The sequence below is a fragment of the Comamonas koreensis genome (assembly GCF_021026195.1).
Lineage (GTDB): Bacteria > Pseudomonadota > Gammaproteobacteria > Burkholderiales > Burkholderiaceae_C > Comamonas > Comamonas koreensis.
This window is the reverse complement of sequence record NZ_JAJNCT010000003.1, coordinates 26,443-51,908: the sequence shown is the minus strand read 5'-3', so window position 1 is coordinate 51,908 and position 25,466 is coordinate 26,443. Positions and strand designations below refer to the sequence as shown.

The window sequence follows — 25,466 nt, the reverse complement described above, 5'->3', positions numbered from 1 at the left end:
GCGCCCAAGTCCCCATCACATCCCGCGAATATGCTCCACATGTGCCAGCAGTGAGCGCTTGGCCACCGGCCACAGCCGCTCGGGCGTGTCGGCATAGGCAATCGCCACCCAATCCTCCGGCGTCCCATCAGGCGCTTGCGCCATGGCCTGGCGCACCTTTTCTTCGCGCGCCATGCGGTGGGCATGCAGCTTGGCAATCACCTGCAGCGGCTGGGCCAGCGCATAGCCGTGGGCCGGCAGGATGAAGTCGATCTGGTCCTGCTCGCAGGCCTGGGCCAGCTTGGCCAGCGAGGCCAGGTAGAGGCGCATATTGCCGTCTGGTGGGTCCACCACGGTGGTGCTGCCGTTGAGGATATGGTCGCCGCTGAACAGCAGGCCGTCTTCCTGCAGCATCAGACAGACATGGTTGGCGGCATGGCCGGGGGTGTGCAGCACCCGCAGGCTGTGGCTGCGCGCCGGGTCGCTGGGGTGGGCCAGCTGCAGCACCTGGCCGTCCTGCAGTGCTTGGTCCGGCGTGAACTGGCTGCCCGCGCGGGCAGTGCAGGCAGAGGCCAATCCCCAGATCAGCGGCTTGCTGCGCCCCGACTGCGCGACCAGCGCCTGCAGTGGCGCCGCACCAGGGGAATGGTCGGCATGCGAATGGGTGCAGACGATGGCGCGGATATCGCCACCGGTGGCGGCCATGATGCGCGCCAGGTGCGGGTCGTCCTGCGGCTGCGGCCTGGGGCCGGGGTCGACCACGATGTAGCCGGTCTCGGCGTCACCGACCAGGTAGGTGTTGGTGCCCGGGCCGGTCATCGTGCCGCCATTGTCGGCCGTCAGGCGCTGCACGTTCTTGAGCAACGGCACCGGCTGTTCGCTCTGCCAGCCCACTGCATGGTGCAGTTGGCCATCGGGGCAGACCAGGGCCAGCTCGCCGTAGGCGGTTTCGTGCTCCATAAAGCGGCGCACCTCGCCATCCACCATCGCGCCACGCGGCATCGACTGCCAGAGCCACTGGCCAGGCTGCACCTGCTGCAGCGCCTGCAGCACATCCAGCAGCGCCTGTACCGTCGGATAGGCCGCCAGGCGCTCCAGGGTGACCCGGGTGGGGAACATCACCGTCATCTGCCCGTCGGCCGCGCGCTGCAAGGCCTGCGCGGGGTGCACCCACAGGGCCTCGAACTGCTCCGTGTCATCGGTCACGGCTTCCTGCCCCTCGGGCATGCGCGCCACCAAAAAGGGCACATCAAAGCGGATCGGTATCTCTTGCGCCGCCGTCCAGCGTGCCAGCGGCCACAGCATATCGGCCGCCAGGGTCAGGCCCAGCGCGCCGCACTGGGGCAGCAGTGGCTGGCTGCGGTCAATGCTGGCCACCTCGGCCTGGCTGGCCCAGCGGCCATCGGCATGGCGGGCCAGCAGTACGCCCATTTCCTCCATGCTCTCGCGGATGGCGGCCTGGGCGTAGGTCAGCTCCTCGGTGGTTTGCGCCGTGCGGCGCGCCAGCAAGTCATGGTGCAGGGCATCACTGGCATCCACCGCGCCACCGGGAAAGACATAGTGCCCAGCGGCAAAACGGGCTTGGTCGGAGCGGCGCGACATCAGCACCTCCAGCCGGGTGGCGCCAGGCCCTGCCTGGGGATCGGGCGCATCGCGCAAAAACAGGGCCGTGGCGGCTGCGCGGGCCGGCGCGGGCTCGCGTTGCACATGGAGTAGCTGGCTGGTACGGGTCATGGGCCCATTATCAACACTTGCAAGGCTGGGCCGTGTCACCCGCAGCGCGGGCGGGATGGACCGCCACAGACTGTCCGCATCTGCAACCTCGGGGCGGGCTGCAAGTAACAGGTTCTTACACCGCCTGCCCCCCCGCGCATCCGGCCGGGCCCAAAAAGCGATAATGGGCGGATGGACATCCGTTTTACCAAGATGCAAGGCGCCGGCAATGATTTTGTCGTGCTCGACGAGACCGCTGGCCCGCTGGGTTTGCGTGCCGACCAGTACCGCTTTCTGGCCGACCGCCATTTTGGCGTTGGTGCCGACCAGATCCTGACGGTGCGGCCCTCGCCCGCCCCTGGGATCGATTTTGAATACCTCATCCACAATGCCGATGGTGGCGAGGTGGAACAGTGCGGCAATGGCGCGCGCTGTTTTGCACGTTTTGTGTATGACAAGGGCCTGACCGACAAGCAGGCAATCCGGGTCCAGACCCAAAAAGGCGTGATCGCCCCCGAGCTGATGGCCGATGGCCGCGTCACCGTCAACATGGGCCAGCCCCGCCTGGTGCCTGAAGACGTCCCCTTCAACACCAGCGGCCTCGCGCCGGTGGCCCAGCACCACACCCAGAAATGGCCGCTGGCGCTGCAAGTGCCGGTCGATCCCACCACCGTGTTCGTCGTACCGGTGTCCATGGGCAACCCGCATGCGGTGATGCTGGTCGACGATGTGGACACTGCGCCGGTCGCCTCCCAGGGCCCCGTGCTGGAGTCGCATCCCCGCTTTCCCGAGCGCGTGAATGTCGGCTTTTTGCAGGTACAAACCGCGCACCAGGTGCGGCTGCGGGTGTTCGAGCGCGGCACTGGCGAGACCCTGGCCTGCGGCACCGGCGCCTGCGCGGCGGTGGTGGCCGGCATCGAGCTGGGCCTGCTGCAAAGCCCGGTGGATGTGCAGACCCGGGGCGGCCTGCTGACCATCGCCTGGAGCGGCCAGGCCACCGACCCGGTGATGATGACCGGCCCGGCCACGACCGTGTTTGAAGGGCAGATCAGCATTCCGGACTAAGCACGGCGCTGCACCTTGCGGCTACCGATTGAGGAGACGGCGAGCAGCCGATACGAGAGAGACCGATGAGCGCAAACAACAACCAGGTTCCCCCCATTACCGAAGAAGACATCGCCGAGTTCCTGGTGCAGACACCGGATTTCTTCGAGCGCCAGGCCCAGGTGCTGACCGGCGTGCACATGGTCAGCCCCTACGGCAACCGCACCGTCAGCCTGCAGGAGCGCCAGGCCGAGATGCTGCGCGACAAGATCAAGGGCCTGGAGCACCGCATCATGGACATGATGCGCAACGGCAGCCAGAACCACCACACGATTGACCGCATCCACCACTGGACCTGCGATGTCGTCAAGACCCGCAACCCGCTGCAGCTGCCCGAGGTGATTGCCGACAGCCTGATGCAGCACTTTGACGTGCCCCAGGTCGCGCTGCGGCTCTGGGATGTGGCCGAAACCTATCTGAACGAGCCCTTCGCCCAGGGCGTGAGCGCCGATGCCCGCAGCTTTGCGAGCTCACTGTCCACGCCGTACTGCGGCCCCAATGTCGGCGTCGAGCCGGCCGGCTGGCTGCCCGACAGCGCCCAGGTGCAGTCGGTGGTGCTGCTGCCGCTGCGCGACGGCGCCATCCTGGGTGACACCCCCGCCTGGGGCCTGCTGGTGCTGGGCTCGCCCGATCCGGCCCGCTTCCAGGCCGACATGGACACCGATCTGCTCGAGCGCATTGGCGAGATTGCCGCCAGCGTGCTCTGCCGCCTGCGCTAGGCCCCATGGACACCGCTGCGCTCAGCGCCCCCATGCTCCAGTACCTGGAGCATGTGCGCGTGCAAAAGCGGCTGGCGCCACGCACACACACGCTCTACACGCTGGATTTGCAGCGCCTGTCGGCCATGGCCGCCGAGGCCCATACCGAGGTGCTGCAACTGGGCCCCCAGCATATCCGCCGCTTTGTTGCGCAGATGCATGCCGCAGGCCGCAGTGGCCGGGGCATTGCACTGATCCTGAGCGGCTGGCGCGGCTTTTTCAACTGGGCCGGCCGCGAAGGCTTGGTCGAGCGCAACCCGGTGCAGGATGTGCGCGCCCCTAAATCTCCGAAACCCTTGCCCAAGGCCTTGTCGGTCGACGATGCGGTGCGCTTTTCCGAAGCCAGCCATGCGCAGGGCGACCCCTGGGTGCAGACCCGCGACAGTGCCATGGTCGAGCTGATGTATGGCAGCGGCCTGCGCGTGGGCGAGCTCGTGGGCCTGGATACCGCTGCCAGCGTGCAGGCGCTGGGCTGGATCGATATGGAAGCCGCCGAGGCCCATGTGCTGGGCAAGGGCAGCAAGCGCCGCGTGGTGCCAGTGGGCAAGGCGGCCCTGGTGGCCCTGCAGGCCTGGCTGGCCGTGCGCGACCAGGTGGCCCCCTGCGATGCGGCCTTGTTCATCGGCGTGCGTGGCGCCCGTCTGTCGGCCGCCAGCGTCTGGCAGCGCCTGCGCGAGCGCAGCCTGGTCGCCGGCATGACCACGCCGGTGCATCCGCATATGCTGCGCCACTCCTTTGCCAGCCATGTGCTGCAATCCAGCCAGGATTTGCGCGCGGTGCAGGAGCTGCTGGGCCATGCCAGCATCACCACCACCCAGGTCTACACCCGGCTGGATTTTCAGCACCTGGCCCAGGTCTACGACCAGGCCCATCCGCGCGCGCGCAAAAAAGATTGATCAGAATGACAAAACGGCCACCGATCTACATCGGTGGCCGCTGTCGTTATCAAAGTGTGAAGTCTGCCGATAAGCCGGATTCTGTGCACCTGGGTTGCCCCAGGCGTGACCGCCATTACTCTGGGCCGGGTGTCACCACCACGGCTCGACGCTACCTACCCGCCAACTCTGCGGAACCACATCAACGCTGGCCTACTTGGTATTGCTGCGCGTAGAGATTGCCCGTTTCACCCCGGGTGGTTTACCTTGCGGTACGCCCCCCGGACTCGTCTCTGTTGCTCTGATCCTCACCTCACGGTGGGCAGCCGTTAGCTGCTACGCTGTCCTGTGCAGTCCGGACGTTCCTCCAGTGCGGCCTTTCGGCACTAGCACCAGCGGCGGTCTGGCAGGCTTCACAGGCGTGATTATTCCACCGAATGGCAGCCGCCCGCGCCAGCCGGGCAAAAACTGCAGGCCGATGCCAGGATAAATGGCCAGCCGCCGCCCTATTCGGCCACCGCGCTGCTGAACTCGCGCCGGAACTGCTCGGGCGGCATGCCCGCTGCGCGCTGGAACATCGCGATAAAGGCCGAGGCCGTGCTGTAGCCCAGGTCAAAGGCGATCTCCTGCACCGTCTGGCCCTGGCCCAGCGCATCCACCGCGCAGAGGTGGCGCAGGCGCTGGCGCCATTCGGCCAGGCCCATGCCCAGCTCCTGGTGGCAGTGGCGCGCCAGGGTGCGCTCGGTCATGTGTACTGATGCCGCCCAATCGGCCATCGTGCGGCGGCTGCTAGGCTCGGCCTTGAGGGCATCGAGCACCGCCAGCAGCGCCTTGGACTGGGCCGATGGCAGAAAACTGTGCTCGGGCGGCGCCAGCCGCAGCTGGTCCACCATCACCTCGGCCAGGCGCAGGTCTTCGGGCGTCGCGGGCCGGCGTATGTCGCGCTGGGCCAGATCGGCCAGGATGCTGCGCGCAATGGCGCTGATGCGGATGATGCAGGCATGCTGCGGCAGGCCCGTGCACAGCGCCGGCTGCACATAAAACGAGCGGTAGACGGCTGCCTGCGGCACATAGCAGTTGTGCTCCACCGCAGGCGGAATCCAGATGCCGTACTGCGGCGGCGCCACCAGGCTGCGCCCCTGGGTGACGATGGTCATCGTGCCATGCGATGTGTAGTTCAGATGCCCGGGCCGGTGGCTGTGCGCATCGGCAAAACTGCCGGCGGCAAACTCGTCATAGCGCACCAGATAAGGCGCCGTCTCGGCATCCACGTCGTAAATCTTCAGTGCCTGGCCTGTCGCCATCCTGGCCTCCTCGCCTGCCGCACCGCGCAATATGTCTGGCTTGGTGCTTTAAATGTCTGATTGCAGCTATAGGCTTTAAACCCGCCACGGCGATGATAGCAGCCAGATGTTTTTGAATGCTTGAGATATGCAATACCTGTATCCGCTGCTGGCGGTCTTGATCTGGTCGGGCAACACCGTTGTCAGCAAACAGGCCGCTGGCGCCATCGCACCCATTGAAATCGGCTTTCTGCGCTGGGTGCTGGCGGTGCTGCTGGTCACCCCCGTGCTGCTGCCGGCGGTCTGGCGCAACCGCGAGGCCATCCGGGGCCATGCCGGCCAGATCCTGGTGCTGGGCGTGCTGGGCATGGTGGTCTACCAAAGCTGTGCCTACTTTGCCGCCGCCTACACCACGGCGACGCACATGGGCATCATCCTGACCCTGTCGCCGCTGGTGGTGCTGGGCATCTGCGTGGGCCTGCTCGGCCAAGTGCTGACGGCCGGTGGCGCCATCGGCTCGGTGCTGGCCTTTGCCGGCGTGGTGCTGGTGATCAGCGAGGGGCATCCCGCCTCCTTGCTGGACCAGGGCATCAACCGGGGCGATCTGCTGATGCTGCTGGCCTGCCTGGCCTATGCCGCCTACAACATCCTGCTCAAACGCTGGGCCATGCCACGCGTGCCCAGCTGGCAGCTGCTGTACCTGCAGATGGTGGTGGCCATGTTTGCGCAGCTGCCGTTCTACCTGGCCTCGCCCAAGGTCGGCCTCAATGCGGACAACTGGTACCTGGTCGCCTATGCCGGCACCATGGCGTCCATCGTGGCCACCTGGATGTGGATGACGGCCGTCGCCAAGCTCGGGCCCAGCCGCTCGATCATGTTCTTCAACCTGACCCCGCTGCTGACCGCGCTGATCGCCTCGGCCTGGGCCAAGGAACAGTTGCACAGCTACCTGTGGATCGGCGGCGCGATGACCATCCTGGGTGTGCTGCTGGCCGAGCTGTGGAAGACGCCGCTGCGCCGCGCCCGGGATACCGCCGGTCGGGCTGCCTGAGCGTTCAGCCCATGGCCAGCAGGTCGTAGATGATCCTGGCCATCAGCGCCAGCAGGCCGCCGATGGACAACAGCATCAGCCAGGGCGCCCAGACCTTGTCGCGCCAGGAAAAGCCCAGCAACAGGCTGACGCAGCAGATGCCCAGCAAAACCAGGGTGGTGTTGAAACTCAGCAAACGGCCTCCTTGCACAGCGGTGTGGTTCAGTGCCCATCTTCGGCCGATGGGCTTGAGACTGTGTTGACGGCCATCAAGGAGCAGGTGCTTGTAGTCCACGGGCTAAGAACTTCTCGGACATATTGATATTCCAGACGGAATGAACAACTGCGTCACAATGGTTCGGCAATTTCCACCCCCTTGTTCATCCCGATCCGCTGGAGGCACCATGAAAGTTGAGAATATTCTGCACACCATTGGCAACACGCCGGTGGTCCATATCAACCGTTTGTTCGGCGCTGGCGCCCAGGTCTGGATCAAGTCCGAGCGCAGCAACCCGGGCGGCTCCATCAAGGACCGCATCGCGCTGGCGATGATCGAAGATGCCGAAAAGACCGGCGCGCTCAAGCCCGGTGGCACCATCATCGAGCCCACCAGCGGCAACACCGGCGTGGGCCTGGCGCTGGTCGCCGCGGTCAAGGGCTACAAGCTCATCCTGGTAATGCCCGAGAGCATGTCCATCGAGCGCCGCCGCCTGATGCTGGCCTATGGCGCCAGCTTTGACCTGACGCCCAAGGAAAAGGGCATGAAGGGCGCCATCGCCCGTGCCGAAGAGCTGGCCGCGCAAACCCCTGGCTCCTGGATCCCGCAGCAGTTCGAAAACCCCGCCAATACCGCCGTGCATGAGCGCACCACCGCGCAGGAAGTGCTGGCCGACTTCCCCGATGGCCTGGATGTGCTGATCACCGGCGTGGGCACCGGCGGCCACCTCTCGGGCGTGGCCCATGTGCTCAAGGCCAAGTTCCCGCAGCTCAAGGTCTACGCGGTCGAGCCCACCGCCTCGCCCGTCATCTCGGGCGGCCAGCCTGCTCCGCACCCGATCCAGGGCATTGGCGCCGGCTTTATCCCGCGCAACCTCGACACCAGCGTGCTCGACGGCGTGATCCAGGTCGATGCCGAGCCCGCCCGTGAATACGCCCGCCGCGCCGCACGCGAGGAAGGCCTGCTGGTCGGCATCTCGTCGGGCGCCACCCTGGCCGCCATCGCGCAAAAGCTGCCCGAGCTGCCACCGAACGCCAAGGTGCTGGGCTTCGCCTACGACACCGGCGAGCGCTACCTGTCGGTGGACGGCTTCCTGCCGGCCTGATAGCCCTCCCGTCTCATCGCTCAGCCCCTGGCCGCAAAGCCAGGGGCCTTTTTATTACCTATCGTCACATCAAAATAGATAACCCTGATTAATTTCAGGGAGCAACCATGCCATATTGCAGGCCGGGCGCGTTTTCCACCTCTGGCTTTTGCAGGTCCTGGACCATCTCAGCGGGTTCAACCCGGTCCCTCGGACAAGGAAACGCACGCGCCCGTCGACCCCGAAATACCACAACACCAAGGAGGCTCAGTGATGCAATTTTCCTGGAACGATCCCACGGCGATCATGTTCGCCATCTACCTTGTCGCCATGCTGGCCATCGGCTGGCTCGGCTACCTCGGCACCAAGAACCTGTCCGACTACATCCTCGGCGGCCGCAGCCTGGGCAGTTTTGTCACGGCGCTGTCGGCGGGCGCCTCCGACATGAGTGGCTGGCTGCTGATGGGCCTGCCAGGCGCCATCTACGCCACCGGGCTGTCCGAGTCCTGGATCGCCGTCGGCCTCATTTTCGGCGCCTACCTCAACTGGTTTTTTGTGGCGGGGCGCCTGCGCCTCTATACCGAACGCGCCGGCAATGCATTGACCTTGCCCGACTACCTGGCCAACCGTTTTGAAGACCGCAGCAATGTGCTGCGCATCGTCACCGCGCTGGTGATCCTGGTGTTCTTCACCTTGTACTGCGCCTCCGGTGTCGTCGCTGGCGCACGCCTGTTCGAGAACATGTTTGGCATGCCCTACACCACCGCGCTGTGGGTGGGAGCCGCTTGCACCATCGCCTATGTGCTGATTGGCGGCTTTCTGGCCGTGAGCTGGACCGATACCATCCAGGCCTCGCTGATGATCACCGCGCTGCTGCTGGCACCGGTGATTGCCTGGCTGGCGGTGCAGGGGCAACTGCAGCCTGGCCAGGACCTGCATGCCATCGTCAGCGCCGAGAAGTTCGACCTGCTGCGCGGTGCCAGTGTTGCGGGCATCGTATCGCTGCTGGCCTGGGGCCTGGGCTACTTTGGCCAGCCGCACATCCTCGTGCGTTTCATGGCGGCCTCGTCGGTGCAGACCATACCGGCGGCGCGCCGCATCAGCATGACCTGGATGGTGCTGTGCCTGGGCGGTGCGGTGGCCGTGGGCTTTATCGGCATTCCGTATTTCGCCGCCCATCCTGAAGGCGCTGCGGCGGTAAACGCCAATGCCGAGACCGTGTTCATGGAGATCACCAAGCAGCTGTTCAACCCCTGGATCGCCGGCGCCTTGCTGGCTGCCATTCTGGCTGCGGTGATGAGCACCCTGTCCTGCCAGCTGCTGGTCTGCTCCAGCGCGCTGACCGAAGACATCTACCGCGTCTTTCTGCGCAAGCAGGCCAGCCAGACCGAGCTGGTCTGGGTGGGCCGCGCGATGGTGCTGCTGGTAGCGCTGATTGCCATTGCTATCGCCAGCAACCCCGAGGCCAAGGTGCTGGGCATGGTGAGCTATGCCTGGGCCGGCTTTGGTGCCGCCTTTGGCCCGGTCATCATCCTGTCGCTGTTCTGGGGCCGCATGACGCGCGGCGGCGCACTGGCCGGCATCATTGTTGGCGCCGTCACCGTGCTGGTCTGGAAGCAGCTCGGCTGGCTGGGTCTGTACGAGATCATCCCGGGCTTTGTGTTGGCATGGATCGCTGCGGTGGTCGTGAGCCGCATGGGGCCGCCACCGTCGGCCACGATGCAGCAGGCCCATGCCGATGTGGAGCGCGAATTCTCCCAACTGCAGCGCTGATCTCCGCCAGCTAAAAAGCAAAAACCGCTCCCGAGAGCGGTTTTTGCATGGGCAGCAGAGGCTTACTTGGCCGCCACAACGCCCGCCCCAGCGGTCTCTTGCGCGATGGCTTGCGCCACCTTGCTCACGCTGGAGCGCTTGCGCCAGGCCGACCAGGTCACGGCAGCCAGCAGGAACAGGCTGATGCAGACAAAGGTCGCGCTGATGGGGCGCTGCATGAAGACCATCATGTCACCACGGGACAGCAGCAGCGCACGGCGGAAGTTCTCTTCCATCATCGGGCCGAGCACAAAGCCCAGCATGATCGGCGCGACCGAGAAGTCCAGCACCATCAGGATGGCACCGATGATGCCGAAGGCCAGCACCTCCCAGATGTGGAACAGGCTGTTTTGCGTGGTGAACACACCGACAGCAATGAAGAACATCGCCGACGGGAACAGGTACTTGTAAGGCACGGCCAGCATCTTGACCCAGACACCGATCAGCGGCACGTTCAGAATCATCAGGATCACGTTACCGATCCAGAAGCTGGCGATCAGGCCCCAGAAAATGTCCGGATGCTCGGTGATCAGCTGAGGACCAGGCTGAATGCCCTGGATCAGCAGCGCGCCCAACAGCAGCGCCATCACGGCGTCACCGGGGATGCCCAGACTCATGGTCGGGATGAAGTCCACCTGGGTCTTCGAGTGCGCCGAGGCCTCGGGGGCTGCCACGCCAGCGATCATGCCGGTACCAAAACGGCTCGGATCCTTGGCCACCTTTTGCTCCAGCGCATAGGCGATGAAGGTGGTGATGGTCGGGCCCGTGCCGGGCATGGCGCCAAACAGGGTGCCCACGGCCGTGCCGCGCACCATCGGCCAGAAGGCTTCCTTCAGCTCGGCCATCGAGGGGCGCATGTCACGAATGCGCATCTTGGTGTTGCTGGTGATCGCCTTCATCTTGTTGACGTTGAGCAGGAAGTCGGCAATACCGAACAAGCCCATCGCCACGGCCACCATTTCCAGGCCATCGCTCAAGTCCGGGATGTCAAACGCAAAGCGGAAGGTACCGCTGTTCACGTCGGTGCCGACGATGCCGCAGAGCAGGCCGAACAAGGTCATGGCCACCCCCTTGAGCGGCGAGCCGCGCGACATGGTCGAGCCAGCGAGCAGGCCCAGCAGCATGATGGAGAACAGCTCGGCCGGCCCAAACTTGAACGCAATCGTGGTCAGCAGCGGCGAGGCGAAGATCATCACGATGATGCCGACCGACGCGGCAAAGAACGAGCAGATCATCGTGATGCCGAGCGCGGTTCCGCCCTTGCCCTTCTTGGTCATCGGGTAGCCGTCCAGGCAGGTCACGGCATGGGGCGGGTGCGATGGCAGGTTCAGCAAGATCGCGCCAATGGCGCCACCGTACTGCGAACCATAGAAGATACCGGCCAGCATCAGGATCGCAGGCACCGGATGCATGGTGTAGGTCAGTGGCAGCAGGATGGAGATCGCCGACAGCGCGCCCATGCCCGGCAGCACGCCGATCAGGTTGCCCACCAGGACGCCGAAGAACGACCACATCAGGTTATGGCCCTGGAAGGCGATGCCAAAGCCGTACCAAAGGTCTTGCAGTGCTTGTCCCATGGCTTACATCCCCCACCTGACCAGCGGCATCTGCACCTGCAGCGCCCACCAGAAAATCACCACGGCGACGATCATCATCGACATGGCCAGCACAAAGCAGGCCATGACGCTGTTGCTGCGGTCACCCAAAGCGCAGATAAACACGATGGCAAAGGTCGCCGGCAGCAGGCCCAGGTATTCGCCACAGAAGTAGAAGGCAATGGTGCCCAGAATGATGCAGGCTGCACCCCGGAAATCGGGAATGTCATGCTTGTGGCCAACCAGCGCCGCTTCGTCGCCGGGGCCTTTTTTCTTGGCACTCAGCGCAATCAGCACGCCCGTCAGCGCCAGCAGAATGCCGACCGCAAACGGGAAGTAGCCCGGCCCCATGTGGGCCAGCGAGCCGATGTTGTAGCCTTGTGCCGCGTAGGCAGCGCTGCCACCGAGCAGGATCATCAGCGCGCCGCCGTAGTAATCCTTGTTGTAGCTCTTGCCGCCATCGCTCATGGCCGCTCCTTGGCGGGCGCCCGGCGCCCATGCGCACCCGCGAGGGTGGACCTGTGTTGACCCATGTTCGTCTCCTTTTCTTACAACTTGCGCGGAAAGTCTAGAAAACGAAGCTGCCAAACAGCTGCCAAACGCCAGGCAACGCCTCAAAATACGTAAATCTACTTAGCGAAAACAGTCCCCTAAAGGACAGCGCGCTCAGGCCTGATGGGGGGCTAGCGGCAGGCGCACCAACGCGGTCAGCCCCCGGCCAGCCGCGCTATCGCTGGCATCGCCATCTTGCAGCAGCAAGTCGCCATGGAAGCGCTGCACATAGGCCCGGGCGATGGCCAGTCCCAGGCCCGATCCTCCCGGCGCCAACGCCGCATCGGCCTGCAAGCGGCTGAAGCGCGCAAAGGCACGCTCGCGGTCCTCGGGCGCAATGCCGGTGCCGTTGTCCTGCACACGGATCTCCACCCAGGCACCCTCGCGCTGCACCGCCACATTGATGCGGCCCCCGGCAGGTGTGTAGGCAATCGCGTTGTGCACCAGGTTGGCCAGCAGCTCATAGACGGCGGTGGCCGCTGCCTGCACCGGTGCGGCCATCGCCGCGCCCGGGCCGGTCTCGCCTTCGGCATCGCCCTCGAAATCCTGGCCGCGCACATCAGTCCAGCCCAGGTCCTGCTGCTTGTCCAGCGCCAGCGGCAGGTAGGCCAGCACCACCTCGCGCGCCACTGCATTGGCATCGCAGACCTCGCTCTCGAACGCCTGCTGGGCGGTGGGCTGGCTGGCATGGGCCAGCGCCAGCAGCTGCTCGGACACGCGGCGACCCCGCTGCAGCTGCTGCAGCATGCTGCGCAAGGTGGCTTGTACGGCGTCGGGGTCGGTCTCACGCAGCGCATAGCCGGCCTGTGTGCTCAGAATGGCCAAGGGCGTGCGCAGCTGGTGCGATGCATCGGCCAGAAACTGGCGCTGCTGGGCCAGTGCATCGCGCTGCTGCGCCAGGTGCAGGTTCATCGCATCGACCAGGGGCCGCACCTCGCCGGGCACGGCCTCGGTGGCCAGCGGCTGCAGGTCATCGCTGCGGCGCTGCTGCACGGCCCGGCGCAAGGCCTGGAGCGGGCGCAGGCCCCAGGCCACGCCCAACCACACCACCAGCACCAGGACCAGCAAGGTGCGGCCATCGCGCAGCAGGCTGTCCCACATCAGGCTGCGCACCGTGCGCTCAATGCCGGCGCTGGTCTGCGCGGTCTGGATCAGCACGCGCCATTCCTGGCCCGACTGGTCATGCAGCACCCGCAGCAGCGCCAGCACCCGCACTGGCTGGTGGTCCACCTCGGCGGCATACGACACGCGCGTGCCATCGTCGGCCGCGCGGAAAGGGCGGCTGGGGTCGGCCGGGTCATGCCTGGGCTCGGGGAACGCGCTCGCACCCAGCAGCAGCCGCTGCTGCGCGCCATCGGGCGTCTGCAGCTGCACGCGCAAAAATTTGCGCCGGCTGCTCAGCACTTCGAACATCGAGATGATGTGCAGCGGCTCGTCCAGGCTCAGTTGGCCTTCCGCATCCCAGCGCAGGTTGTCCGACAGCGCCTGCGCCGGCTCCAGCAGGCTCTGGTCATAGGCGCGCTCCAGCTCGCGCGCCAGGCTGACGCTGTCGCGCCAGCTGTCGAGCACCAGCAGGCCCATCAGCACGGGCACCAGCACCCACAGCAGGCGCAGACGCAGGCCGTTGGAGGAGCGCAGGCGCCAGCGCATGGTGTTCAGGCTGAAAGCGTGCTGCCCGGGCCCTTGGGCAGCAGGGTTTCGAGCATATAGCCCAGGCCGCGCACCGTCACGATATGCACATCACCACCGGCCAGCTTGCGCCGCACCCGGTGCAGCACCTGCTCGATGGCATCGGGGCTCACGCTGCTGTCCTGCGGAAACACCTTGGCCGTCAGCTTGGACTTGCCCACCGGCGCACCGGTGCGCGCCATCAGCGCTTCGAGCGCCGCATGCTCGCGCGGGGTCAGCGCGAGCATCTGATCGGCCAGCCAGAAGGTGCGGTGGTTGCTGTCATAGCGCAGCGAGCCGCATTGCTGCATCGCCTGCACCCGCCCCTGGCTGCGCCGGTGCAGCGCGGCCAGGCGCGCCTCCAGCTCGGCCACTTCAAAGGGTTTGGTCAGGTAGTCATCGGCCCCCCGGTGCAGGCCTTCGACCCGGTCCTGCACCGCCCCTTGCGCGGTCAGCACCAGTACCGGCTCACGGTGGCCCTGCACTCGCATCGCCGACAGCCAGTCAAAGCCATGCTGGTCGGGCAGTTGCAGATCGAGCACCACCACGTCAAAGCGGCCATCGGGCAGCAGGCGCGTGGCCATCGCCGCCTGTGGGGCATGCACGGCTTCGATATTCGATTGCTTGAGGGCGCGCACCAGCCAGGCGGCCATCTCCTGCTCGTCTTCAATCAGCAATATGCGCATCGTTGTCGCCCGCCCGTAGACCCACAAAGAGCGCGATCATACGCCCAAGTGGCCGCTGCACGGGCACGCCATGCCCAGCGCTACTCCTGGATGGGTGACGGAATGCCAGGCGTGGGCACCGGTGGGGGTTGCACCGGGGCGGGGTCTTTCACAGGCGGGGCTTCCGGGTGCCGGGGGTCAATATGCATTCTGGGCTCCTTGCAGGTCAATGCTGCGATTGTGCCCAGGCCCGGCAGGGCGCGCTGTCAGCAAACGCCCTGCCCTGGCAGCCCGGCACCGGCTCAGCGCGCCAGCACAGGCACCAGCGCCTTGCCGGTATGCGTGCCCGCCTGCACCAGGTCTTCAGGCGTGCCAGCGGCCACAATGCGGCCACCGGCATTGCCGCCTTCGGGCCCGAGGTCGATCACCCAATCGGCTTCGGCAATCACATCCAGGTCATGCTCGATCACCACGACGCTGTGGCCGGCATCGACCAGGCGGTGCAGCACATGGATCAGCTTGTCCACATCGGCCATGTGCAGGCCGACGGTGGGCTCATCGAGCACATACAAGGTGTGGGGTGCCTTGTTGCCACGGCGCGTGATGTCATCGCGCACCTTGGTCAGCTCGGTCACCAGCTTGATGCGCTGCGCCTCGCCGCCCGACAAGGTGGGCGAAGGCTGGCCCAGGGTCAGGTAGCCCAGGCCCACATCCTGCAGCAGCTGCAGCGGATGGGCGATGCTCGGCATGCTGGCGAAAAAGGCCACGGCCTCGTCCACCTCCATCTGCAGCACCTCGCCAATGCTTTTGCCGCGCCAGGTCACCGCCAGGGTTTCGGCATTGAAGCGGGCACCATGGCAAACTTCGCAAGGCACCTTCACATCGGGCAGAAAGCTCATCTCGATGGTGCGCATGCCCTGGCCCTCGCACGCAGGGCAGCGCCCTTCGCCGGTGTTGAAGGAGAAGCGCCCGGCCGCATAGCCGCGGGCCTTGGCCTCCAGGGTCTCGGCAAACAGCTTGCGGATCGTGTCCCAGAAGCCGATATAGGTCGCAGGGCAGGAGCGCGGCGTCTTGCCAATCGGGGTCTGGTCCACTTCCAGCACCCGGTCGATGCCTTCAAAGCCCTGCAGGCCCTTGCAGCCCGTCAGCAGCGGGGCCTTGCCGGCGTCCATGTCGTCACGCCCGGCCTTGGTGGCGCGCTGGCCCACCCAGGCGGCCACATTGCTCAGCAGCACATCGCGCGCCAGGGTCGATTTGCCCGAGCCCGATACGCCCGTCACGGCGACCAGGCGCTTGAGCGGCACGCGTGCGTCCACGTTCTGCAGGTTGTGCAGGTTGGCACCCAGCACCGTCAGCCAGTGCAGCGGCGCCATCGCATCAGCCCGGGCCGGTGCGGCCAGCGCGGCATTGGCCTCGGCGCTGTCGGCCGCCAGCGCGGCAGCAGCGTCGGCGGCGATCTGCTTCTTGGTGCGCTTCTTGGCGACCGGCTTGGCCTCCTCGGCGGGCACAGCCACTGCATCGGCCACGCCATGCACCAGGCGGCGCGGCTGGAAGGGGTGGCGCATCGCATGCAGCAGGTAGCGGCCAGTCTGCGAATCGGCCGCGTCCATCACATCCTGCGTCGTGCCCTGGGCCACCAGGCGGCCACCGCGCTTGCCGGCGCTGGGGCCGATGTCGATCACATGGTCGGCACGGCGGATGGTGTCCTCGTCATGCTCCACCACCACCAGCGTATTGCCCTTGGCGCCCAGCTTGTGCAGCGCATTGAGCAGGATGTGGTTATCGCGCGCATGCAGGCCAATCGTGGGCTCGTCGAGCACATAGCAGACACCTTGCAGATTGCTGCCCAGTTGCGCGGCCAGGCGTATGCGCTGCGCCTCGCCACCCGACAAGGTGGGCGCGCCCCGGTCCAGGGTCAGGTAGCCCAGGCCCACTTCTTCCAGAAAGGCCAGGCGGCTGTGGATCTCGGGCACCAGGTCGCGGGCGATGTCGCTTTCGCGGCCGGACAGCTGCAGCCCCTCGATCCAGAGCCGCACATCGGTGACCGACAGGCGCGCGATCGACGAGATCGACTGGCCATGGAACAGCACCGCACGCGCGGTGGCATTGAGACGCGTGCCCTGGCAGGTCGGGCAAGTGGTTTCGCCCACATCCTCGGCCTCGGGTTCCTCGAAGCTTTGCTCGCGGCCCCGGTTGTCCTGGCTCATCACCGAGTCGTCATAGACCTTGCGCTGGTCCTTGGTGAGCTTGACGCCGGTGCCCACGCAATCGGGACACCAGCCATGCTTGCTGTTGTACGAGAACAGGCGCGGGTCCAGCTCGGCATAGCTGGTCGCACACACGGGGCAGGCGCGCTTGGTGGAGAACACCTGCAGCCGGCCAATGGCTGCCGTGTCGCTGCCGGCCAGCATCGCCGCCTCCAGCGTGTCGATGGCCGACAGCACATGCAGCACGCCCTTGCCAAGCTCCAGCGCCGTGGCCAGCTTGTCGCGCAGCAGGGCCTCGTTCTCGGGCCTGATCTCGATGCTGGCCACCGGCAGCTCGACCGTGTGCTCCTTGAAGCGGTCCAGGCGCGGAAAGCCGGTGGTCGGCAGGAACTGGCCATCGACGCGCAGATGCGTGTAGCCACGCGGCCGCGCCCAGTCCGCCAGCTCGGTGTAGACGCCCTTACGGGCCACCACCAGCGGCGCCATCAGGCCGATCAACTGGCCCCGGTACTGCGTCATCAGCTGCGCGGCAATGCTCTCGGGCGTTTGCGGCTGCACCGCCGCACCATCCTTGGTGCAGTGCTGCACGCCCAGCTTCACATACAGCAGGCGCAGAAAATGCCATACCTCGGTGGTGGTGCCCACCGTGGACTTGCGACCGCCGCGCGAGAGGCGCTGCTCGATCGCCACCGTGGGCGGAATGCCGTAGACCGCATCGACCTCAGGACGGCCTGCTGGCTGCACGATGGAGCGCGCATAGGCGTTCAGCGATTCCAGGTAGCGGCGCTGGCCTTCGTTGAAAAGAATGTCAAACGCCAGGGTCGACTTGCCCGAGCCCGATACGCCAGTCACCACGTTGAACTTGCCGCGTGGAATATCGACGCTCAGGTGCTTGAGGTTGTGCTCCTTGGCATTGATGATCTGGATGCTGTTGCTGGGCGCCACGGCTGCGGTGCCCGGCGTGCTGCGCTCCAGCGCATAGCCGGCGCGCGGCTCGCGCACCTCATGCGGCTGGCCGTCGGCACGCCCGCCCAGCATCGCCACTTCGTAATCGCGCAGCGCCTGCGCGGTGTAGGAGCGGCCTGATTTGCGCACCTCTTCGGGCGTGCCCTCTTCCACCACCTTGCCGCCGTCTTCACCGGCATCGGGCCCCAGGTCGATCAGCCAGTCGCTGGCGCGGATCACATCGAGGTTGTGTTCGATGACGATCAGCGAATGGCCGGCTTCCAGCAGCTTGCGCAGTGCGCGCATCAGCTTGGCAATGTCCTCGAAATGCAGGCCGGTGGTGGGCTCGTCAAACAGGAACAAGGTGCCTTTGCGCGCCAGGCTCTGCTTGGATTTGGAGGCGCTCTTGGCGGCCTCAGCCAAGAAGCCAGCCAGCTTCAGGCGCTGGGCCTCGCCGCCCGACAACGTGGGCACGGGCTGGCCCAGCTTCACATACTCCAGCCCCACATCGACGATGGGCTGCAGCGCGCGGATCACCTCGCGGTCCTTGGCGAACAAGCCAGCCGCTTCGCTGACGGTCAGCTCCAGCACATCGGCCACGTTCATCAAACGGCCATCGCGTTCGATGCGCACTTCCAGAATCTCGGCGCGGTAGCGCTTGCCATCGCAATCGGGGCAGCGCAGGTAGACGTCGGAGAGGAACTGCATCTCCACATGCTCAAAGCCAGAACCGCCGCAGGTAGGGCAGCGGCCATCGCCGCTGTTGAAGCTGAACTTGCCCGCGGTGTAGCCGCGCTGCAAGGACAGCGGCGCCGTCGCAAACAGCTCGCGGATGGCATCCCAGGCGCCCACATAGCTGACCGGGTTGGAGCGCGCGGTCTTGCCAATCGGCGATTGGTCAACAAAGACGACATCGGACAGGTGGTCTGCCCCCAGCAGGCGCTGGTGCGCACCGGCCAGCTCGGTCGGCTTGCCAAAATGGCGCATCAAGGCGGGTGCCAGCACATCCTGGATCAGGGTGGACTTGCCCGAGCCCGAGACGCCGGTCACCACCACCATGCGCTGCAGCGGGAAATCCACCGACACGTTCTGCAGGTTGTGCTCGGTCGCGCCTTCCAGAATCAGACGCGGCGTGCTCTCGGTCACCATGCGCTTGGCGCCCATGCCCACCTGCTTGCGGCCGCCCAGGTAGGCGCCGGTCAAGGTGTCGGCATGGCGCAGCTCGGCCGTGGTGCCATCGAACACGATCTGGCCGCCCTTCTCGCCTGGGCCGGGGCCCATGTCGATCATGCGGTCGGCAGCAAACATCACTGCCGGGTCGTGTTCGACCACCACCAGGGTGTTGCCAGCATCGCGCAACCGCTTCATCGCCACGGTGATGCGCTCCATATCGCGCGGGTGCAGGCCGATCGAGGGCTCGTCCAGCACAAACAAGGTGTTGACCAGCGAAGTGCCCAAGGCCGTGGTCAGGTTGATGCGCTGCACCTCCCCGCCGCTCAGGGTGCGGCTCTGGCGGTCCAGGGTCAGGTAGCCAATGCCGACATCGCAGAGGTACTGCAGGCGATTGCTGATCTCTTCATGCAAGAGCCGCAGCGCCTGCGCGTCGCCGTCATTGCTGCGGCGGATGTCCATGCTGGCAAAGAACTGGCGCAGCCGCACAATCGGCAGCAGCATCAGGTCGTGCAGGCTCAGGCCTGGCAGGGCCTCGAGCTGCTCGCGGCTCCAGGCTACCCCGCGCGGCATGAAGCGCTGTGCGGGCGGCAGCGCCGCATCGGCATCGGCCTTGGAGCCCACGCGCCACAGCAGGCTCTCGGTCTTGAGGCGTGCACCGCCACAGACCGGGCAAGGCGTGTAGCTGCGGTACTTGGACAGCAAGACGCGGATATGCATCTTGTAGGACTTGGTTTCCAGGTACTCGAAATAGCGGCGGATGCCATACCACTGGCGGCTCCAGTTGCCGTCCTTGTAGCCCTCTTCGCCGTTGATGACCCAGTCCTTCTGCGCCTCGGTCAGCTTGGCCCAGGCGGTATCGCGGGGAATGCCCTGCGCCTCGGCATGGCGCATCAAATCGTCCTGGATCTCCTTCCAGGCCGGCGTCTGGATCGGCTTGATCACGCCGGTGCGCAAGGTCAGCTTGTCGTTGGGGATCACCAGGCCCCAGTCCACCCCAATGACCCGGCCAAAGCCCCGGCAGGCATCGCAGGCGCCCACGGCCGAGTTGAAGGAGAACATCGACGGTGTCGGCTCGCGGTAGCGCAGGCCGCTTTCCGGGCAGTGCAGGCCAGACGAGAACTTCCATAGCGCCGGCTCGGCGGTGTGGCCGTCGGCATCGGCTTCGGCAATCGCATACACCGTCATATGGCCGCTGCCGCGCTTCAAGGCCACCTCGATGGCTTCAATCACGCGCGCCTTCTCGGCCTTGCTGAGGCGGAAGCGGTCAGCCACCACATCGAGCAGCTTGACCCGCTGGGGCGCCTCTGCCGAGGCCTGCTTGCCGGCCTTGGGTTTTTTCTTGCTGCTGTCCACCGCAGCAGCGTGGCGCACGGCATCGACCTCGCGCTCGGCCTGCACCTTGGTAAAGCCGCTGGCCGACAGCCATTGCTCGAGCTGCTCGGCGCTGGTGTTGGCCGGCAATTCGACGGGAAAGGTCACCACGATGCGCGGGTCATCCGCCTGGGTGCGCTGCAGCAGCTGATCGTAAATGCTTTCGGGCGTGTCATGCTGCACCGGCAAGGCGGTCTGCTGGTCAAACAGATGGCCGGCGCGCGCCACCAGCAGCTTCAGGTGGTCGTTCAGCTCGGTCATCGTGCCCACGGTAGAGCGCGAGCTGCGCACCGGGTTGGTCTGGTCAATCGCAATCGCCGGCGGCACGCCTTCAACCTTGTCGACCGCAGGCTTGTCCATGCGGTCGAGAAACTGGCGCGCATAGGCGCTGAAGGTCTCGACATAGCGGCGCTGGCCTTCGGCATACAGCGTGTCGAACACCAGGCTGGATTTGCCCGAGCCGCTGGGCCCGGTCACCACCGTCAACTCCCCCGTGCGGATATCCAGATCCAGATTCTTGAGGTTGTGCTGACGCGCACCACGGATGCGAATGTTTTCCTGAGACATACCGATGAGCTATCCAGTAATTCGTTGGCGCAGTCCATCAACCGGATAAGCAGGCCCCCGGCGCAGTGCCAGGGATGCCCAGACTCGGAAGGCTGACACGACTGCGTGGGGCTAATGATCGTGAACAACCATTCTAGGGAGTTCATTCATCGGCTGAATCAGCTCGCGGCAAAGCCCTGCAAAACACTGTACATATTTACAGATAATAGCAAATCGGCGATGTATCCCGGCCACAGGGCAGTCACCCACGAAAAAGCCCGCATCCTCTCGAATGCGGGCCTGGCAGCGGACGGCGCGCGGGGCGCCTCTGTGGGGCGGTGGCCGCTCAGAAGTGGTGGCGAATGCCGAGCGCAAAGGTGCTGAAGTCAGCCCCGTCTGTACCGGTGGCATATCTGGCATTGGCCTTGTTGTCCACCTTGGTGTAGCCGGCATACACTTTGGTACGCAGGCTCAGGTGGTAGTTGTAGCCCAGGATCAGCTGGCGCGCGCTGCTGCCCGAGACGCCGCTCCAGTCGCCCGCCCAGCCAACACCCGCGATCAGATCCGATAAACCCAGGCTGTACAAGGCAGTGATGCGGGCCGCATTGCGCTTGCCGCGCAGGTCTTCATCGGTGCGCTGGTAGTAGGCGCCCACTCGAAAGGCGTCGAAGGTGTATTGGGCATGCAGGCCCAGGGTGGTGCTGTCATGGACTTTGGTGACGCCTGTGGCCAGCGACAGCGGCCCTTGGGCCCACTTGGCCGTGAGGTCGTAGCCGTTTCTGTTGCCCGAGTTTTCTGCGTTTTCATGGAAGGCGCTGGCTCCCTCGATCGTCAGGCCGCCCCATAACACCGGCGTGCGATAGGCAATCTTGTTGGCATCGGGCATCGGGTAATAGTAGAGCGCATCCGACAGCGAGCCCAGGTCGTGGTTGGGCTGGCCCATCACCCCTTCGGCAGCCATGGCGATGTAGGTCTCGGAAGGCATCGAGCCCAGACGCAGCCGGCCAAAGTTGCCGGACAGGTTCACTTCACTGTGGCGCCTGAAGTCAATGCCTGTACCTCCACGACCGGACCCATCGTCGGAATTGAAATCTGCCTCCAGCACAAAGCCTGCTCTCAGTCCGCCTCCCAGATCTTCAGTGCCGCGAAAGCCAATGCTGGAGCGGTTGTTGTACAGCCCGGTGGTCGTGGCATCACCTGTTTTCTGCCGTTCCAGGGTGGTATTGATGCGCCCAAAAATCTCCAAACTGCTTTGCGCCATGGCGGCAGGCGCACCGGCAGCGGCCAAGCCGGCCAGGGTCATACGGTTAATCAGCACACGCATGTTGTCTCCTCACGGATAGTCTTTGAAATCGCGAGAAAGGACCGTCGATTTCTCCACGAGAACCGATCTAGCAATCTATATTTAATACCAAAACTCTATTTTTAATAGTTATTTTCTATTATAAAAAGTACAGTTTGGTTAATACAGGGAAGATCTTTTAGATAACCGTGAGAGCTAAGCAGAATCAGCCTAGACCCATTGATGGTGAAAAACAAAAAGACCCGCATCCGTCCAGAATGCAGGTCCAAGCGTGACAGCGAGCCAGAGATTACATCGTCCGACAGAAGGCATCACAGGCATAAAAAAACCCGCCTCCTTGCGAATGCGGGTGGTGAAGCAGAAGGCGCGCTGGGCGCCCGAAGCTTGCTTAGAAGTTGTGGCGGATACCAGCAGCGAAGGTGCTGAAGTCGGCGCCGGAGATGCCGGTGGCGTAGCTCGCGTTGGCCTTGTTGTCGACCTTGGTGTAACCAGCGTACAGCTTGGAGCGCTTGCTCAGGTTGTAGTTGTAGCCCAGGATCAGCTGGCGCGCGCCGCTGTTGCTGACGTCGTCCCACTTGCCAGCCCAGCCGAAGCCAGCGACAAACTCGGAAGCACCCATGGTGTACATACCGGTCACGCGGGCAGCGTTGCGCTTGCCGCGCAGCTCTTCGTCAGAGCGTTGGTAGTAGGCACCCAGTTGGAAGGCGTTGATGGTGTAGTGCGCGCGCAGGCCCAGTTGCTTGTCGCCACCCACCTTGCTGAAACCTGCACCCAGGGCCAGCGGACCGCTTTCCCAGTTGGCAGCCAGGTCGTAGCCGTGCTTGTCGTTGGTGCCGGCAGCCTTTTCGTGGAACGATGCGGCGCCTTCGATGGTCAGGCCGCCCAGGAACACAGGGGTGCGGTAGGCGATCTTGTTGGAGTCGCGCATCACGTAGCTGTACAGCGCATCCGACAGCGAACCGGTGTCATGGTTAGGCTGGTCCAGCACGCCGTAGTCGGCCACTGCGTAGTACGACTCGGAGGTGAAGGTACCCAGACGCAGCATACCGAAGTTGCCAGCCAGGTTCACTTCGCTTTGGCGGCGGAAGGTCAGACCACCAGCCGAACCGGTGCCCGAGCCGTCGTCCGAGTTGAAGCCCGATTCCAGCACGAAGCCAGCCTTCAGGCCACCACCCAGGTCTTCCGTACCACGGAAGCCGATACGCGATGCGTTGTTGAACAGACCGGTGGTGGAGACATCACCCACCTTTTGGCGTTCCACCGAGGTGTTCACACGGCCATAAACCTGCACGCTGCTTTGCGCCAGTGCAGCGGTAGAGCCAGCAATGGCCAAGGTGGCAATCATCAAACGATTCAGTGAACGCATAGTGTCCTCGGGGATGGAGTAATAAAAATATGGTTGGACGTTGCGGTGATTTGCGGAGGGCAAATTCAAGCTCGTCGCGTAGGATGAATTCTAGGCGGCACACCCCATTGAACGTGCTGAATATCAGGCAGTTTTTCAAGGAGTGACGCATCGCTACCACACTTCGATGACAGACCTTGGTATTAACCATGAGAGCGCACCAAGGCAAAAAAAACAGCACCCGCAGGTGCTGTTGAGAGTTGAAGGCCTTGGGTGATTACGCCAAGCGAATATCCAGGGCCGTCTCGCAGTATTGCGTTTCAGTCGTTCGCGTAAATATCCACATCCTTGGTTTCACGCACGAACAAGGTACCGATGACAAAGGTGATACCGGCAATGATGATCGGATACCACAAGCCGTTGTACATGTTGCCGGTCTGGGCCACGATCGCGAAGGCTGTCGTGGGCAGCAGACCACCAAACCAGCCATTGCCGATGTGATAGGGCAGCGACATGGAGGTGTAGCGGATACGGGTGGGGAACATTTCCACCAGCATCGCGGCAATCGGCCCGTAGACCATGGTCACCAGCAGCACCAGGTAGGTCAGCAGCACGACGGTCAAGAACTTGTTCGTCTTGGCAGGGTCGGCCTTGGCGGGGTAGCCGTCCTTGGCCAGGGTCTCGGCCACAGCCTTCTTGAAAGCGCCGTCCTTGGCTTTCAGATCGTCGCCACTCAGGCCCGCAGCCGAATAGCTGGGGATAGTGTCGTTGCCGATCTTGATGACCGCCGTCGTGCCAGCAGGTGCGGCCTCGGTTTCATAGCTCACCGAGTTGGCGGCCAGCAGTTGCTTGGCCACGTCGCAGGAGCTGGTGAACTTGGAAGTACCCGTCGGGTTGAACTGGAAGGAGCACTCGGCCGGGTTGGCCACGACCACCACCTTGTTCTTGGCTTGCGCCGCTGCCAGATCGGGGTTGGCCGCTTCGGTCAGCATCTTGAACACGGGGAAGTAGGTCAGCACAGCCAGCAAGCAGCCCGCCATGATGATGGGCTTGCGGCCGATCTTGTCGGACAGCGCACCAAAGATCACGAAGAACGGGGTGGCGATCAGCAGGGCCACGGCGATCATCAGATTGGCACTGACGGCATCGACCTTGAGCTGCTGCGTCAGGAAGAACAGCGCATAGAACTGGCCGGTGTACCAGACCACGGCCTGGCCGGCGGTCAGGCCGATCAGCGCCAGGATCACGATCTTCAGGTTCTTCCACTGACCAAACGATTCACGCAGCGGTGCCTTGGAGGTCTTGCCTTCGGCCTTCATGCGCTGGAACGCCGGCGACTCGGACAAGGTCATGCGGATCCACACCGACACGCCCAGCAGCAGAATCGACACCAGGAACGGAATGCGCCAGCCCCAGTCATTGAAGGCAGGCTCGCCCATGGCGGTGCGCGTGCCCAGAATCACCAGCAAGGACAGGAACAGGCCCAGGGTTGCCGTGGTCTGGATCCAGGAGGTGTAGGCACCGCGCTTGCCATGCGGTGCATGCTCGGCCACGTAGGTAGCAGCACCACCGTATTCACCACCCAGCGCCAGACCTTGCAGCATGCGCAGCACGATCAGGATGATGGGCGCTGCCACGCCAATGCTGGCGTAGTTGGGCAGGATACCGACGATGAAGGTCGATGCGCCCATCAGCAAGATGGTGACCAGAAAGGTGTACTTGCGCCCGATCATGTCGCCCAGGCGGCCGAACACCAGCGCGCCGAAGGGGCGCACGATGAAGCCGGCCGCGAAGGCCAGCAACGCGAAGATGAAGGCAGAGGTTGGATCCAGTCCGGAGAAGAACTGTTTGGCGATGATGGCCGCCAGCGAACCGTAGAGATAGAAGTCGTACCACTCAAAAACGGTACCGAGTGACGAGGCAAAGATGACCTTGCGCTCCTCCTTTGTCATCGGCCGTGCTGCTGCACTGGTTGCCATGCTGTTGTCTCCTAGTAGTGTTGCCGCTCTTTTGTTTGGCGGACACTGCATTCTTCAAGCAAGCGCTGACCCAAGTCTGACGGTTTTCCAACACTAGCTTGCAAGCTGCTGACAATTCGCTGACAAAATCCAGCGCAACCCGCAGAAATTGTTTTGCCATGTGGAAAATCGCTGCACTGCAGCAGCAACCAAGGGAAAGTCCCAGGGCTGGCAAAACCGCTGGGAAAGGTGTTTTCAGCGGCGCTGAAGCCGGAAATCAGCG

At 64.5% G+C, this 25,466-nt stretch carries 17 protein-coding genes and 1 other RNA gene; 6 read left to right on the top strand and 12 right to left on the bottom strand.

Annotated features, from left to right (window positions below; genetic code table 11):
- Positions 1-15: 15 nt before the first annotated feature.
- Positions 16-1,713, bottom strand: a complete 1,698-nt coding sequence (locus LPW39_RS00240) for an MBL fold metallo-hydrolase (protein ID WP_230770419.1) — start codon at positions 1,711-1,713, stop codon at positions 16-18.
- Positions 1,714-1,884: 171 nt separating this feature from the next.
- Between LPW39_RS00240 and dapF the strand changes: the two genes are divergently transcribed.
- The 3 genes from dapF (at position 1,885) to LPW39_RS00225 (ending at position 4,450) form a co-directional block, all read left to right on the top strand.
- The gene (dapF, locus tag LPW39_RS00235; RefSeq protein WP_230770418.1) at positions 1,885-2,757 is read left to right on the top strand and encodes a diaminopimelate epimerase; all 873 of its coding nucleotides are present in this window, start codon (positions 1,885-1,887) and stop codon (positions 2,755-2,757) included.
- A gap of 65 nt (positions 2,758-2,822) precedes the next feature.
- Complete coding sequence (locus LPW39_RS00230) at positions 2,823-3,515, top strand: DUF484 family protein (protein ID WP_230770417.1); 693 nt, start codon at positions 2,823-2,825, stop codon at positions 3,513-3,515.
- A gap of 5 nt (positions 3,516-3,520) precedes the next feature.
- Complete coding sequence (locus LPW39_RS00225; RefSeq protein ID WP_230770416.1) at positions 3,521-4,450, top strand: tyrosine recombinase XerC; 930 nt, start codon at positions 3,521-3,523, stop codon at positions 4,448-4,450.
- Between the two features lie 54 nt (positions 4,451-4,504).
- On the opposite strand, the gene rnpB is transcribed toward LPW39_RS00225, so the two are convergent.
- Positions 4,505-4,844: RNase P RNA component class A (gene rnpB, locus LPW39_RS00220), an RNA gene on the bottom strand.
- Positions 4,845-4,935: 91 nt separating this feature from the next.
- Complete coding sequence (locus tag LPW39_RS00215) at positions 4,936-5,733, bottom strand: AraC family transcriptional regulator (protein WP_230770415.1); 798 nt, start codon at positions 5,731-5,733, stop codon at positions 4,936-4,938.
- Between the two features lie 127 nt (positions 5,734-5,860).
- Here LPW39_RS00215 and LPW39_RS00210 point away from each other — a divergent pair, with 127 nt between their 5' ends.
- Positions 5,861-6,763 (top strand): DMT family transporter, encoded by a 903-nt coding sequence (locus LPW39_RS00210; protein ID WP_230770414.1) that lies wholly within the window; start codon positions 5,861-5,863, stop codon positions 6,761-6,763.
- A gap of 4 nt (positions 6,764-6,767) precedes the next feature.
- On the opposite strand, the gene LPW39_RS00205 is transcribed toward LPW39_RS00210, so the two are convergent.
- Positions 6,768-6,938, bottom strand: a complete 171-nt coding sequence (locus LPW39_RS00205; protein WP_230770413.1) for a hypothetical protein — start codon at positions 6,936-6,938, stop codon at positions 6,768-6,770.
- 208 nt (positions 6,939-7,146) lie between these two features.
- Between LPW39_RS00205 and cysK the strand changes: the two genes are divergently transcribed.
- The gene (gene cysK / locus LPW39_RS00200) at positions 7,147-8,064 is read left to right on the top strand and encodes a cysteine synthase A (RefSeq protein ID WP_133856991.1); all 918 of its coding nucleotides are present in this window, start codon (positions 7,147-7,149) and stop codon (positions 8,062-8,064) included.
- A gap of 252 nt (positions 8,065-8,316) precedes the next feature.
- Positions 8,317-9,816: a sodium/proline symporter PutP gene (gene putP, locus LPW39_RS00195; protein ID WP_230770412.1), complete on the top strand. Its 1,500-nt coding sequence runs from the start codon at positions 8,317-8,319 to the stop codon at positions 9,814-9,816.
- Positions 9,817-9,878: 62 nt separating this feature from the next.
- Here putP and LPW39_RS00190 read toward each other — a convergent pair whose 3' ends face one another.
- The 8 genes from LPW39_RS00190 to LPW39_RS00155 all read right to left on the bottom strand — a co-directional run bounded on the left by LPW39_RS00190 (position 9,879) and on the right by LPW39_RS00155 (position 25,204).
- Complete coding sequence (locus tag LPW39_RS00190) at positions 9,879-11,432, bottom strand: tripartite tricarboxylate transporter permease (RefSeq protein ID WP_230770411.1); 1,554 nt, start codon at positions 11,430-11,432, stop codon at positions 9,879-9,881.
- A gap of 3 nt (positions 11,433-11,435) precedes the next feature.
- The gene (locus tag LPW39_RS00185; protein WP_230770410.1) at positions 11,436-11,918 is read right to left on the bottom strand and encodes a tripartite tricarboxylate transporter TctB family protein; all 483 of its coding nucleotides are present in this window, start codon (positions 11,916-11,918) and stop codon (positions 11,436-11,438) included.
- 198 nt (positions 11,919-12,116) lie between these two features.
- Positions 12,117-13,652 (bottom strand): sensor histidine kinase, encoded by a 1,536-nt coding sequence (locus LPW39_RS00180; protein ID WP_230770409.1) that lies wholly within the window; start codon positions 13,650-13,652, stop codon positions 12,117-12,119.
- A gap of 5 nt (positions 13,653-13,657) precedes the next feature.
- Positions 13,658-14,356 (bottom strand): response regulator, encoded by a 699-nt coding sequence (locus LPW39_RS00175; RefSeq protein WP_230770408.1) that lies wholly within the window; start codon positions 14,354-14,356, stop codon positions 13,658-13,660.
- A 281-nt stretch (positions 14,357-14,637) separates the two neighbouring features.
- Complete coding sequence (uvrA, locus tag LPW39_RS00170) at positions 14,638-20,598, bottom strand: excinuclease ABC subunit UvrA (protein WP_230770407.1); 5,961 nt, start codon at positions 20,596-20,598, stop codon at positions 14,638-14,640.
- Positions 20,599-20,923: 325 nt separating this feature from the next.
- A complete protein-coding gene (locus LPW39_RS00165) occupies positions 20,924-21,901 on the bottom strand; it encodes a porin (protein WP_230770406.1) in 978 nt (325 codons plus the stop codon).
- 367 nt (positions 21,902-22,268) lie between these two features.
- Positions 22,269-23,246 (bottom strand): porin, encoded by a 978-nt coding sequence (locus LPW39_RS00160; RefSeq protein WP_230770405.1) that lies wholly within the window; start codon positions 23,244-23,246, stop codon positions 22,269-22,271.
- 299 nt (positions 23,247-23,545) lie between these two features.
- Entirely contained in the window at positions 23,546-25,204 is a 1,659-nt protein-coding gene (locus tag LPW39_RS00155; RefSeq protein WP_230770403.1) for an MFS transporter, read from the bottom strand.
- Between the last annotated feature and the right edge of the window lie 262 nt (positions 25,205-25,466).